Source organism: Paludibacter sp. 221, from assembly GCF_010501035.1.
Classification (GTDB): Bacteria; Bacteroidota; Bacteroidia; order Bacteroidales; family Paludibacteraceae; genus QVMH01.
Window position 1 is genome coordinate 37,945 of the sequence record NZ_QVMH01000018.1, and the last position, 13,375, is coordinate 51,319.

Here is a 13,375-nt window from a genome sequence, read left to right on the forward strand (position 1 = left end):
AGCAAATAAGCCCTGCAAAAGTAAGGCTTATTTACAAGGATTTGTTTTAAAACATATTAAAACAGCCCTTTGTTCTGTTACAGCAGAGTTATAAAAGAATAAATTGTGGTATCACGATGCTTTTTTGTAAAATCCGGTTTCTGTATTACCTTGTTTTGTATGTTTGGCATCTCTTTTTTCTTTTATGGTCTGGTAAATATAGGCCAGTGTGAAAGTAGGTATAAAGTCGGTGCCCGGTAGTAACTCTTCGACAAGGTTTATCATACTGCCTATTTTGCCGGTTTTACCTCCAAAACTTGCATAAAAAATAAATGCCGATAGGGGAGCCCATATTACATCAATCCACTCTCCGAAAAAGGGGATGGCGTAGGTGGCAAATCCTGCAATATCCATAAAGATGCAATAAGCTAATGATGGTTTTGATTTCATTTTAAATTTCGTTCTGTTTTTATATCGTTATTCCTGCTGTTACAAAAAGCGTGCTAATGTATTTCTGTCTTTTTTAGCGGGATGCGTAAAAAACACAAAAAAATACATCCCTAAATCTATATTATCGCCTGATAATTAGATTATTGAAAAATAAATGTATAAAATTGTAATCTCTACATTGCAATTTTGTAAAATAGCACTATATTTGCAGGTAGTTACGGTGTTCTGACATCTCCCCCGCATAGCAAATTTTATAACATTCAAGATAAATACTTAAAAATGGAATTATTAGAAAAAATCATGCAACGTGCCAAGGCTAATCCGCAACGGATTGTTCTGCCCGAAGGCACTGAGCTTCGTACGTTAACTGCTGCAAACATCATTTTGAAGGAAAAAGCCGCGAAAATTATTCTTATTGGAGATGAGAAGAAAATAAAGGAGATGGCGGCCGAGAATAAGTTTGATTACATTTCGGAAGCTGAGATAGTGGACCCCGAAACCAATCCGAAAATGAAGGACTATGCAAGCCTGCTTTTTGAGATAAGAAAAAGTAAAGGGCTCAGCATGGACGAGGCAGAAAAACTGGCGAAAGATCCATTGTATCTGGGATGTTTGATGATAAAAAACGGCGATGCCGATGGCGAGCTTGCGGGAGCACAAAACACCACCGGAAACGTATTGCGTCCGGCTTTTCAGATAGTAAAAACATTACCCGGAATAAAAGTAGTGTCGGGGGCGATGCTTATGTTTACCCCTACCGCGCAGTATGGCGAAAACGGATTGCTTGTTTTTGCCGATGTGGCGGTAAACCCGAATCCAACAGCCGAAGAGCTTGCGCAGATTGCTGTTTGCACAGGACAAACCACACGGGCGGTTGCAGGTTTTGAGCCACGTATTGGTATGTTGAGCTTTTCGACCAAAGGCAGCGCAAAGCACGAGTTGGTTGATAAAGTAACAGAAGCTACCAGACTGGCACAGGAAATGGCTCCTGACATGCAGATTGATGGCGAATTGCAAGCCGATGCGGCATTAGTTCCGAGCGTAGGACAAAGCAAGGCTCCTGGAAGCAAGATAGCAGGACATGCAAATGTTTTGGTTTTCCCCGACCTGCAAGCAGGTAACATTGGTTATAAGATGGTAGAACGCTTTTCGGGTGCTCAGGCTGTAGGCCCTATCCTGCAAGGTATGGCAGCACCGGTAAACGACCTTTCGCGCGGGTGCTCGGTCGAAGATATTGTACACATGATAACCATCACAGCCAATCAGGCAATGAAATAATTTTATTCAAAGGAGGGGAGATAAAAGTGAAAAAACTTTTCTCCCTTCTGATTTTTCTGATAAAAAAACTTGTAGCTTGTAGCTCATTTCTTGTAGCTACTTAATAAGATATATTATTATGGCAGAACCCATTAAAGAACCGATTGAGAAATACGGATTAAGTAAACGGAAAGCAAAAAGCACTTTGTTTTCGCGCATTGGAGTAGTTGGTGCAGGTAAGGAAGGTAGTGTAATAGCTACTACGGCAGCACTAAATGGTATCGAGGTAGTGTTTCTTGAACCTACCGAAGAAAAAATAGTAAATGCTAATACCCGCATCGAAGAAAAACTGAATAAAAAAATTGAAAACTGGGGACTGACCCAGAACGAAAAACGTGCCGTGATGGGACGCATTACAGGTACTTCGGATTATGAAGACTTCAAAGGGTGCGATTTCGTTATCGAAGCCATACGCTACGACGACCAAACCGGAGTGCGCGAAGTAACCCAGCGTAAAGAGGTATTTTACCGTTTGGAAGAAGTGCTCGACCCTACGGCTATTATTGCTTCTAATATATCTACGGTGGTAGTTACCGATTTGGCGTCGGAACTGAAACATAAGGAAAGATGTATAGGACTGCATTTTCTGTCGAATGTTCCCGGCTCGCAGATTATCGAAATTGTACGTAGCCTGTATACTTCCGACGAAACTTTTGATAAAGTATGCCAGTTTGCAAAGCTCATCAACCATCAGTTTGTTTCCGTTAAAGAATCTGCCGGACTGGTAAGCCTGCGTTTGTTCCTTATACAGTTGAACGAAGCATGTGGCATACTGATGGAAGGTATTTCCAATGTAGAAGACATCGACCGTGTGCTGACAGTGGGTTTCGGACACCATCAGGGTGTTTTCCGTACTGCCGACCAAATGGGTGTTGAAAAAATAGTGAGCCTGCTCAATAATATGCACGAGGAGTACGGACATCTGAAATATAAGCCCTCGCCTATACTTCTGCGCCTGTTCCGTGCAAAGCATTTTGGCATCAGCCGTGGGATAGGTTTCTATACGTACGATGAAAAAGGTAATATCATAAAAGGTAATTTATAAAACAGGGAGGAACGAAAAATGAAGATATTAGTATTAAACTGTGGAAGTTCATCAGTAAAATATAAATTGCTGGATATGGAAACCCGGTACGAGCTTGGCTCGGGAGGTGTGGAAAAAATCGGGATGAAGGGCTCTTTCCTGAAACATACGTATGGCGACGAAGATAATAAGCAAAAAGTGATTCTTGAAGGCGAAATTCTTGAACATCAGACAGCTATAGAGTATATACTTGGTGTGCTGACCAGTAAAAAATACGGCGCGGTAAAATCGTTGGACGAAATAGACGCAGTAGGCCACCGCGTGGTACATGGTGGAGAAGCATTCAGCTCGAGCGTGCTGATTACCGACGAGGTAATACATAAGATGGAAGAATGTATCGAACTGGCTCCCCTCCATAACCCGCCAAACCTGGCAGGGATAAACGCTATATGCGAGCTGTTGCCCAACGTGCCACAGGTAGGTGTTTTCGATACGGCTTTTCACCAGACTATGCCCGATTATGCGTATATGTATGGAATACCTTACTCGCTGTATACAAAATATGGTATCCGCCGTTACGGATTTCATGGCACAAGCCACCGTTATGTGTCGCGTCGTGCGTGCGAGTTTTTAGGGCTGGATTACGAGAATACCAAAATCATTACGGCACATATCGGTAATGGTGCATCGGTAGCAGCTATTCAGAACGGAAAATCGGTAGATACTTCTATGGGGTTTACTCCTATCGAAGGGTTGCTGATGGGAACACGTTCGGGCGATGTGGACTTGGGTGTAGTAACTTTCCTGATGGAAAAAGAGCGTATTGGTTCGTCCGCAGTTTCAGCTTTATTTAATAAGCATAGCGGGGTGTTGGGTATCTCAGGCCTGTCGTCCGATATGCGTGACATTGAAAATGCCGTGGCCGAAGGCAATGCACGTGCAAAACTGGCATTGGATGTGTACGAATACCGTATAAAAAAATACATTGGAGCTTATACTGCTGCATTGAATGGTGTTGACGTGATTGTTTTTACCGGAGGAGTAGGCGAAAACCAAACCGGAACACGCGAGTATGTTTGCGAAGGCTTGAGCTATTTGGGTATTAAGTTCGACAAAGAGTTGAATGCAAAATCGAGAGGAAAAGAAGTATTGCTTACCACCCCCGACTCCAAAGTAAAAGTAGTGGTTATCCCTACCGACGAAGAGTATATGATAGCTTCGGATACACTCGAGATAGTACAGAAGCAGGCTTAAGAGAGTATAAGATACAATACAAAATAAAATACGCCCCGTTAGTCTATGCAGATTTAACGGGGCGTATTTGTTTTATAAGAATGTGCAGAGTAGAAAAAGCTTAGGCGTAAAGCGGACTTATAGCCGCTATACGCCAATTGAAAATATCGGGAGGTTTAAATAAAAGTATGCTCATGCCTGAAAGGCAATACTTGCATATGGAACAGTCCGATGTATCGGATACCGCATGCAAGCGTAGCGCAGCTTGCGGTAACAGCTACCAATTATACTTCGCCTGAAAGGCAAGACAGTGGCAATCAGTCCTGCCTTTCAGGCAGAGGGTGCTTTTTATCTTTCCTCCGCAGGCCACATGCCTGCGGTGTCCGACACATCGGACTGTTCCATATGAAAATCCGACTTTTCAAGTCAGCATACTTTTTAAAATAAATCCAAATATCGCATATAGTTAAGAGAATGTCTCAAAAGTAAAATAAGCAATTTTGCTATTATCAAATCATTACCGCCCAAAATGAGGTAATAAGGTTATTGATTGTCAGGTAGTATTAGCTACTAAGCTTATTGGTTGAAAATAAGGTTTTTATCAAGTACCTTATTTTATTGATAAACCTTAGTAATAATACAAGTAAGAGCAAACCTACCTTATTACCTTATTTTACATTACAAATTGTAATGGCTAACAATTGGCTTGCCTGCTTTTAAGATAATCCCCCTGAAAGGATGTATACGAAATAAAACTTCACCCCGTTAATCTACATCGACTAACGGGGTGAGTTATCTTCTTTTTTTAGAGTATTTGATTACAGAAGTATTTTAACTATCTGATTCTAAAATGTATATGTTGTTATCGCGTAATAGAAGCCTTATTTTAACTGCGATGGTTCGTCTTTATCATTAGCCCAACCCAGACGGTCGATAAGGTAGAACAGTCCACCCATTAGCATACCTACTATGGTAGCAAGCGACATCCCTTTTAGCTGTACATTGCCAATCTGGATAAATACTCCCGAAAGACCTACAACGAATACAATGGCAGTCATAGCCAGATTGCGTGCTTTGGCATAGTTTACCTTTTTGTCTACTATGAGCCGGATACCCGAAGCCCCAATCATCCCATAAAGCAGAAAGCTGATTCCACCCATTACCGGGCCGGGTATGGAACTGATAAGAGCCGAGGCAGGAGCAAAGAAAGCCAGCAATATAGAGATAACAGCCGCGCCTCCGATTACCCAAACGCTATACACCTTTGTAACAGCCATTACTCCGATGTTTTCTCCATAAGTAGTGGTAGGTACCGAGCCGCAAAGACCGGATATTGTAGTGGAAAGACCATCAGAGAAAAGCGTGCGTTCTAATCCGGGGTCTTTCAGTAAGTCGCGCCCGATAATTTCGCTCGTTACCACCTGATGCCCTATGTGCTCTGATATAACAACCAGTGTGGCGGGCAGTATTATAAGAATGGCTTGTAGATTGAATTTAGGGAACATGAAATGCGGAACGGCAAAAAGATTTGATTCAACTACAGGAGCGAAATCAACCAACCCTAAAAACAGAGCGAGTACATACCCCGTAATAATGGCTATAAGTATGGAAATAGCTGCCGCGAATCCTTTAAACAGCACTTGCCCCAGCACAGCTATGCCGATTGTAACGATAAATACAAGGGCAAACGTAGGGTTGATTTGTGTGTAGGTATCGCTCAAAATGAGGCCTCCGTTGCTTGCTGCCGTACCTGCCAGTTCGAGCCCGATAAGAGCAACTACAGGCCCCATTGCAGCGGGAGGCAATACGTAATCAATCCATTTTGTCCCTACAAACTTTACAAGTACGGCTAATAGGCACAGAACCAATCCTGAAACGACGAATCCGCCTAAAGCGTACTGAAAGCCGAAATCCGGATTGGCTAACAACAAGAAGGTAGGGGATAAGAATGCAAAACTTGAGCCAAGGTATGCAGGCGATTTTCCTTTAGTGATGAGAATGAAGAGCAGCGTGCCGATACCATTCATCAATAGTACGATACCTGCATTCATGCCAAACAACCAAGGTACTAAAACCGATGCGCTGAACATGGCAAACGTATGCTGAATACTTAACGGGATTCCCTTCAGCAAAGGAACTTTTTCTTCTACTTGAATAATTCTTCTTTCCGAACTCATGATATTTTATGATTTAATGTGCCAATATGCTAATATGCCAATAGAACTGGTGAAACAAATTCACTACTCGCTACTCGCTACTGAAACTACTTTGTTCCAAAAATACGATCTCCCGCATCACCCAGTCCGGGAAGGATATAAGCGTTTTCGTCGAGGCACTCATCAAGTGCTGCGGTGTAAATATCTACATCAGGATGATTTTGTTGAATCACCTTTACGCCTTCGGGAGCAGCTACCAGACACATCAGGCGTATGGTAGAGCAGCCATTCTTTTTCAACAGGTCTATCGCATCCGACGCGCTTCCTCCGGTAGCCAGCATTGGGTCGCACAGGATAACCTCGCGTTGTTCTATATCGAAAGGCAGTTTGCTATAGTAAAATACGGGCTGACAAGTATCGTGGTCGCGATAAAGCCCGATATGCCCTACTTTAGCCACAGGCAGTAAATTCAGCAATCCATCTACCATGCCCAGTCCGGCGCGTAGTATGGGTACAATGGCAAGCTTCTTACCCTTAATGAGTTTCGATTTCATCTTTTTCATCGGGGTTTCTATTTCAATTTCTGATAGGGGCAGGTCTTTTGTAAGTTCATAGCCCATTAATATGGAAATTTCTTTCAACAGTTCGCGAAAATCCTTAGAGCCCGTTTTTTTCATACGCATAATGGTTAGTTTATGCTGTATCATCGGGTGGTCGATAATATATAATTTACTCATGAGATAATATGTTTTTTGCAAAAGTAATAAATTTATGGAAAAAACTTAGGAGATATAACATTAACTCGGGGCAACGCACCAAAAATACATATTGAACACCAAATTCATCAGATATTGTTCTTTTGTTTCTCGCTCTCAAACTCCCTCTCAAAAACTTTTTCCTGGAAAGCGGGAGAGGCCGAGAGGGATTTAGGGAGATTTATAGTATCCTCATTTTATTCTTTTGTCCTCGAGGTCAGTGTATTCCGTGTGCTGATTATCACTTTTTAGATAACCTCCGGCAGAAAACCTTATTTTCAGAAATAAACCTTAGTAATAGTGGCAGAGACCAGTATCGCCAACCTTATTACTTTATTTATTCTTTGTTATCCAATAAGCTAATAAGGTTTAGTTTTATGAGAGATATTAGAGTTACTAAGGTTTATTTCTGAAAATAAGGTTATACTACCTCTCGTTGCAAACGAGAGGCAGGTATAAAGCGCAGGTTAAAGCTTAACTTGGGCTTACAGTTCTTAAAGCCATGATTATTCTAATGCTTGAAGTCTTCCGGTCACGGCTGCCTGCCGGATACTCCGTAGGAGTATGAGTTTGGTAAACGTGTGTTATAATGGATTTTATTCGTGCCGTAGGTACGAAACTTTTGTAGCGAGTAGCGTACCTACGGCACGCAAGTATGACATGGTGAAACTAGCTATTACCAAACAGCCGTCTCTATGGGACTTTAAAAATTAAAGTGATATTTTGAGTGGAAAGGCAGGTCTTCTATCGTGTCTTATTGTGAAATGATTGATATTTTAATAATCTTCTTCACCCTCAATCCAAAAATCATATAAGCTCTCTTTATTAATATGATAGCAGTATTTTTTTGCAAGAAACTCTAAATCGTCTGAAGTTTCTATTGTAATCCATCCATGAAAACGAAGTAAATGACAGAACCGCTCTGCTTTATAATTACGTCCTGATTTTACAAAACGCAACATCAGATTATAATACTGATATAAATGGATATTATCTCTGAAATAGTCCTTGTTTTCTTTTTTTGTAAAGCGGTCGAGATAAACATTTATTTCGTTTATTCCTCTGTCGATAATATAGTCGTTTGGTAGCTTTAGCTCTTGCATAACGGAGTCAACGGTCATCATCTCCTCTTTTGATACACTTGATTTTACAATTTTTCGGAAAACGACTAATGCATCTTCCGGCTGTTCGTAAAATTCATAACCGCGTGGCATGTCGGTTAGTAACTCTGATTCAGCAAGTTTGGATTTATCTTTTATTATATAATAGCGCTCTTTTCCGTTTTTGGTCAGGCTTACTTTAACATAATGTGCTTTTTTTTTACGGTTAATGTATTCTAAGGGCATAAATTTGAGTTTAAGATGTGAGGTATTATGAACAAACCCGCTTAAAAAGGTTAGGCGGGTTTGTCTATAAGGTTTTAAGTCTCTTTATGTGAAAGGCTTAAAAAGAGCCTACTCTTCCAGCAAAATATCCATAATGGTAACAGCCGCTTTTGCAACGCTTGTACCAGGACCGAAGATTGCTGCTACGCCTGCTTTGTACAAGAAATCGTAGTCTTGTGCAGGGATAACACCTCCGGCAATTACGATGATGTCTTCGCGTCCCAGTTTTTTAAGCTCTTCAATTACTTGTGGAACAAGGGTTTTGTGTCCGGCAGCAAGCGAAGATACGCCCATTATGTTTACGTCGTTTTCTACCGCTTGCTTAGCAGCTTCGGCAGGTGTCTGGAACAAGGGGCCCATATCCACGTCGAATCCGCAGTCGGCATAACCCGTTGCTACTACTTTTGCTCCACGGTCGTGTCCGTCCTGACCCATTTTTGCAATCATGATACGTGGACGACGACCTTCTTTTTTCGCGAATTGTTCCGTAAGCTCTGTTGCCCGTTGGAAATCGCTGTCGTTTTTGGTTTCTGAAGAATACACGCCTGAAATAGTTCTGATTGTTGCTTTATAACGTCCTGCTACTGCTTCGCAGGCATCTGATATTTCTCCTAACGATGCACGTACGCGAGCAGCTTCTACTGCCAGTTCGAGCAAGTTGCCTTTACCTGTTTTAGCACATTCGGTAATTGCTGCCAATGCTTTTTGTACATCGGCTTCGTTACGGTTGGCACGCAGTTGTTTCAGCCGTGCTATTTGTTGTTCGCGAACGGCTGTATTGTCGATTTCCAGAATATCGATTGGGTCTTCTTTTTCCAAGCGGTATTTGTTTACACCTACAATAGTTTGGTTGCCTGAGTCGATGCGTGCTTGTGTGCGTGCGGCAGCTTCTTCGATACGCATTTTGGGGATACCTGTTTCGATAGCCGCAGCCATACCGCCCAATTTCTCTACTTCTTCGATTAACGCCCAAGCCTTTTCTGCAATTTCATTTGTCAGGGCTTCTACATAATAAGAACCTGCCCAAGGGTCGATTTCTTTTGTAATTTGGGTTTCTTCCTGAATATAAATCTGGGTATTACGTGCTATACGTGCCGAGAAATCTGTTGGCAGGGCGATAGCCTCGTCCAATGCGTTGGTGTGGAGCGATTGGGTGTGTCCTAATGCTGCTCCCATTGCTTCGATACAGGTACGTCCTACGTTGTTGAACGGGTCTTGCTCGGTAAGCGACCAACCCGATGTTTGCGAGTGCGTACGCAATGCCAGCGATTTCGGATTTTTCGGATTGAACTGTTTTACAATTTTAGCCCAAAGCAGACGCGCTGCACGCATCTTGGCTATTTCCATGAAATGGTTCATCCCGATAGCCCAGAAGAACGACAAACGTGGCGCAAAAGCGTCGATGTCCATTCCTGCATTCACCCCTGCCCGAAGATATTCCAATCCATCGGCAAGTGTGTAAGCCAACTCGATATCGGCAGTAGCACCAGCTTCCTGCATGTGGTAACCCGAGATAGAAATAGAGTTGAATTTAGGCATGTTCTTAGCTGTATATTCAAAAATATCAGCAATGATTTTCATCGAGAATTTTGGAGGGTAAATATAAGTGTTACGCACCATGAATTCTTTCAGAATATCGTTCTGGATAGTTCCTGCCATTTCTTCCAATTTAGCGCCTTGCTCCAGTCCGGCATTGATGTAAAATGCCAACACAGGAAGTACAGCACCGTTCATTGTCATAGATACCGACATCTTATTCAATGGGATACCATCGAAAAGGATTTTCATATCTTCTACCGAGCAGATTGAAACACCCGCTTTACCTACATCACCTACTACACGCTCGTGGTCGGCGTCGTAGCCGCGGTGTGTGGCAAGGTCGAACGCTACAGACAGGCCTTTTTGTCCTGATGCTAAGTTGCGGCGGTAAAACGCGTTTGATTCTTCGGCAGTAGAAAATCCGGCGTACTGACGGATTGTCCACGGACGCATAGCGTACATACCGCTGTACGGACCACGTAAGAATGGCGGCAGTCCGGCTGCGTAATTTAATTGCTCCAACCCTTTCAGGTCGTTTTTGCTGTATACAGGTTTCACCGGAATCTGTTCGGGTGTCAGCCATGTATCGTTGTTATGTTGCTCAGGAGTTTTCCCTGCAACAAAATCTTCTATATTTATGTCTTTAAAATTTGGTTTCATTTTTTTGAGAGTTTCAACACGGAGACACTAAGACACCAAGTATTCTTAATTGTTCCATGTGTTATTGTTGTTTCAAATGAATAATTTTTAATAGTGAGACACGAAATTATATATAGCCATTTATTTTTCTTTTGATTCCATTTTTGATAAGTGGAACATTGAAATTTATCAGGTATCCGAGTTTCTTATCAGCAAGTTTCATGTAAGTAAGTATTTGTACTTCGTGAACGGGCAACAATACTTCGCAGGCTTTGAGTTCTACTATGATTGTATCTTCCACTAAAATATCAATAATAAATTCTTTTTCGAGAATTGTTCCTTTGTAAGTTAGTGGTAATCTTACTTGACTGGTCACAGTCAAGCCCCGTGTTCTTAATTCTTGTAACATACAATGCTCATAAACCGATTCAAGCAAGCCGGGACCGAGTTCTTTGTGAACAGAATATGCTGCATCTACAATTTTACTTCCTAATAAATCATACTCCGATTTATTCATTCTTCCGTGTCTTTGTGTCTCCGTGTTTAATTATTTAACAAACGGTTGAATTCTTGCAACGTAGTCAACACATTAGAGCGCACATTGATGAAGTGCTGTATGCCTTGTGCTTTCAGGTCGTCCATTGAGGCCGGTGCTCCTGCTACAACGAATAAGAATTTGTCTTTTGCCAGTTTGTATGCTTCCGGCGCAAGTGTTTCGTATTCTTCGTCGCTCGAGCAAAGGATAATGATGTCTGCTCCCGCTTTTTCGGCAGCTTTTACGCCTTCGTCTACTGTGTTGAATCCAAGATTGTCAATAATTTCGTATCCTGCACATGCAAAGAAGTTTGACGAGAATTGTGCACGTGCCAAGCGCATTGCCAGATTGCCGATGGTAAGCATGAATGCTTTTGGGCGTTTAGCTGCTTTTTCGGTAGCAAAACGGAGTGCTTCAAATTCTTCTCCACCGCGTACGCATGGCAATGTTTCCAGTTGTCCGTGTTCGTTGCTACATCCACATTTGCATGTGTGTGGTTCCAAATCTACTTTTTGCGAAGCCGATTCGGTAAAGTTAGGGAACTGGTTTGTACCCAACAGCACTTCTTTGCGGCTCGATATAGCTTTGAGGCGTGAGTCTGCCGTTTCTTTTATGTTTTTCTGAACTGAGCCGGATTTAACAGCGGCAAGGAATCCTCCTTGTTCTTCAATATCAAGGAAAAGTTTCCATGCTTGTTTTGCTATTTCGTTGGTCAGTGTTTCGATATAATATGAACCTGCACTTGGGTCGGTTACCTTGTCGAAGTGCGATTCTTCTTTCAGCAATAACTGTTGGTTACGTGCGATGCGTTCCGAGAAATCGTCGGCATTTTTGTAAACACAGTCGTATGGAAGTACAGTTAACGAATCTACACCTCCTATACTTGCGCTCATAGCCTCTGTTTGCGTGCGCAGCATGTTTACGTTAGCATCGAAAACAGTCATGTTGAAAGTAGTTGTTTCGGCATGTATGTGCATTTTCGAAACTGCCTGACGGTTTTCTTCTACTTCTTCTTCCAGATATTTTTCTACTATTAAAGCCCACAGCAGGCGTGCTGCACGGAATTTTGCAATTTCCATGAAATAGTTGCTTCCTACTCCGAAATTAAATTTAATGCGTTTTGCAGCCGTTGCAGGGTCTATTCCGGCTTCGTCCAGCATAGCAATATACTGATTTCCCCATGCCAGCGCATAGCCCAATTCTTGAGTAATGTGCGCGCCTGCATTGGTTAATGTCAGAGCGTTAACGCCTATTACACGGTAGTAAGGAAGCTGGTTTGCAGCTTCGATGGTAGCAATGGCTTTTTGTGTAATTTCTTCTTCCGACAGGTTTTTACCTTTCAGCAGCATTTTGCTGATGGGGTCAAAGTTTACTGAACCATGTAACTTCATCGGGTCGTAGTTCAACGACTTGAAGTAATTGTGCAGCAAGGTCAGTAAATCGGCAGAGCAGCTTATACAGGTTTGGAAGTTCAGTTCTACACTTTCGGCCTGAATACCGTGAAGCAGTATTGCAATAAAAGCTGCGCTCAGGTCTTTTTTGTTGATTTTGAACCCGATGGAAGTTACCCCTTTGTTTAGTATATCCAACGCTTTTTTGTTGGCTTCGGCAGGGTCTTCCACTTTGATTTCCTGACGGATGTGCCACTCGTTTGTGGTTTTAGTTCCACGTACATAAGGAAATTCTCCCGGTAAAAGATTGGTTATTTCCAGGTTTTCAATGTCCTCAGTCCTGTAAAAAGGACGTACACTGAATCCTTCGTTGGTTTTCCAAATGAGCTTTTTATCAAAATCAGCTCCTTTGAGGTCGGCTACGATTTTCTCCATCCATTCCTGAGTCGTAACGGCGGGAAAATCAGCCAATAAATTTAATTTGTTTTTTGCCATAATATATAGTTAGATAATAATGTGCCAATGTGCCAATGTGCCAATGTGCCAAATGTATTGATATGCCAATTTCTTTAATCAATGGAATTGGCATATTATTTTTATCGGCATATCTGCACTTTTAAACAAACGATGGCAAAATTACTACTTTAAGTTTGTTTTCAGTATATTTTTTGCAAGAAAATAATGTTTGTTCATCCATGTATAACATGTGTTTTATAACATATAAAAACAATCGTGTTTTGTGGAAATGTTTTTCAGGGTTAGTTTTAAGCAAAAAGTTGCTGTTCCTGTTTTTTTTATTGTATTTGTATACAGAGAGGAAAGAGGCTTTTTTTTTGAAAAATTTAGCATCGTTTTTGCTCAAAAGGTATTTGGTTTTCCTGTAATGATGTTCTTAAAATACTATATTATTTTCGTATCTTTCCTCTAAAAAGGTATTAGTTACTCAGTATTTCATTTTTTGTACTTCGCTCT

At 41.7% G+C, this 13,375-nt stretch carries 10 protein-coding genes; 3 read left to right on the forward strand and 7 right to left on the reverse strand.

Features of this window, described 5'->3' with window-relative positions:
* Window positions 1–111: 111 nt before the first annotated feature.
* Window positions 112–429, reverse strand: a complete 318-nt coding sequence (locus D0T49_RS05900; RefSeq protein ID WP_163629670.1) for a hypothetical protein — start codon at window positions 427–429, stop codon at window positions 112–114.
* 279 nt (window positions 430–708) lie between these two features.
* Here D0T49_RS05900 and pta point away from each other — a divergent pair, with 279 nt between their 5' ends.
* The 3 genes from pta to D0T49_RS05915 all read left to right on the forward strand — a co-directional run bounded on the left by pta (window position 709) and on the right by D0T49_RS05915 (window position 4,024).
* The gene (pta, locus tag D0T49_RS05905) at window positions 709–1,707 is read left to right on the forward strand and encodes a phosphate acetyltransferase (protein WP_163629671.1); all 999 of its coding nucleotides are present in this window, start codon (window positions 709–711) and stop codon (window positions 1,705–1,707) included.
* 118 nt (window positions 1,708–1,825) lie between these two features.
* Window positions 1,826–2,791 carry a 3-hydroxyacyl-CoA dehydrogenase family protein gene (locus D0T49_RS05910; protein WP_163629672.1) on the forward strand — a complete coding sequence of 322 codons (966 nt, stop codon included), beginning with the start codon at window positions 1,826–1,828 and terminating at the stop codon, window positions 2,789–2,791.
* Window positions 2,792–2,809: 18 nt separating this feature from the next.
* Window positions 2,810–4,024 (forward strand): acetate/propionate family kinase, encoded by a 1,215-nt coding sequence (locus D0T49_RS05915; protein ID WP_163629673.1) that lies wholly within the window; start codon window positions 2,810–2,812, stop codon window positions 4,022–4,024.
* 860 nt (window positions 4,025–4,884) lie between these two features.
* On the opposite strand, the gene uraA is transcribed toward D0T49_RS05915, so the two are convergent.
* The 6 genes from uraA to mutA all read right to left on the reverse strand — a co-directional run bounded on the left by uraA (window position 4,885) and on the right by mutA (window position 12,898).
* Complete coding sequence (gene uraA, locus D0T49_RS05920; RefSeq protein WP_163629674.1) at window positions 4,885–6,180, reverse strand: uracil permease; 1,296 nt, start codon at window positions 6,178–6,180, stop codon at window positions 4,885–4,887.
* 86 nt (window positions 6,181–6,266) lie between these two features.
* Window positions 6,267–6,896 carry a uracil phosphoribosyltransferase gene (gene upp / locus D0T49_RS05925; RefSeq protein WP_163629675.1) on the reverse strand — a complete coding sequence of 210 codons (630 nt, stop codon included), beginning with the start codon at window positions 6,894–6,896 and terminating at the stop codon, window positions 6,267–6,269.
* 794 nt (window positions 6,897–7,690) lie between these two features.
* Entirely contained in the window at window positions 7,691–8,260 is a 570-nt protein-coding gene (locus D0T49_RS05930) for a hypothetical protein (protein ID WP_163629676.1), read from the reverse strand.
* Between the two features lie 108 nt (window positions 8,261–8,368).
* Window positions 8,369–10,498: a methylmalonyl-CoA mutase gene (gene scpA, locus D0T49_RS05935; protein ID WP_163629677.1), complete on the reverse strand. Its 2,130-nt coding sequence runs from the start codon at window positions 10,496–10,498 to the stop codon at window positions 8,369–8,371.
* 106 nt (window positions 10,499–10,604) lie between these two features.
* The gene (locus D0T49_RS05940) at window positions 10,605–10,994 is read right to left on the reverse strand and encodes a GxxExxY protein (protein WP_163629678.1); all 390 of its coding nucleotides are present in this window, start codon (window positions 10,992–10,994) and stop codon (window positions 10,605–10,607) included.
* Window positions 10,995–11,020: 26 nt separating this feature from the next.
* Window positions 11,021–12,898 carry a methylmalonyl-CoA mutase small subunit gene (gene mutA, locus D0T49_RS05945; RefSeq protein ID WP_163629679.1) on the reverse strand — a complete coding sequence of 626 codons (1,878 nt, stop codon included), beginning with the start codon at window positions 12,896–12,898 and terminating at the stop codon, window positions 11,021–11,023.
* Between the last annotated feature and the right edge of the window lie 477 nt (window positions 12,899–13,375).

Excerpts from the sequence above, each read along its gene's own strand:
- uraA (WP_163629674.1), bottom strand. The coding sequence starts at position 6,180 with ATGAGTTCGGAAAGAAGAATTATTCAAGTAGAAGAAAAAGTTCCTTTG.
- scpA (WP_163629677.1), bottom strand. The coding sequence starts at position 10,498 with ATGAAACCAAATTTTAAAGACATAAATATAGAAGATTTTGTTGCAGGG.
- D0T49_RS05930 (WP_163629676.1), bottom strand. The coding sequence starts at position 8,260 with ATGCCCTTAGAATACATTAACCGTAAAAAAAAAGCACATTATGTTAAA.
- D0T49_RS05940 (WP_163629678.1), bottom strand. The coding sequence starts at position 10,994 with ATGAATAAATCGGAGTATGATTTATTAGGAAGTAAAATTGTAGATGCA.
- D0T49_RS05900 (WP_163629670.1), bottom strand. The coding sequence starts at position 429 with ATGAAATCAAAACCATCATTAGCTTATTGCATCTTTATGGATATTGCA.
- mutA (WP_163629679.1), bottom strand. The coding sequence starts at position 12,898 with ATGGCAAAAAACAAATTAAATTTATTGGCTGATTTTCCCGCCGTTACG.
- D0T49_RS05915 (WP_163629673.1), top strand. The coding sequence starts at position 2,810 with ATGAAGATATTAGTATTAAACTGTGGAAGTTCATCAGTAAAATATAAA.
- pta (WP_163629671.1), top strand. The coding sequence starts at position 709 with ATGGAATTATTAGAAAAAATCATGCAACGTGCCAAGGCTAATCCGCAA.
- D0T49_RS05910 (WP_163629672.1), top strand. The coding sequence starts at position 1,826 with ATGGCAGAACCCATTAAAGAACCGATTGAGAAATACGGATTAAGTAAA.
- upp (WP_163629675.1), bottom strand. The coding sequence starts at position 6,896 with ATGAGTAAATTATATATTATCGACCACCCGATGATACAGCATAAACTA.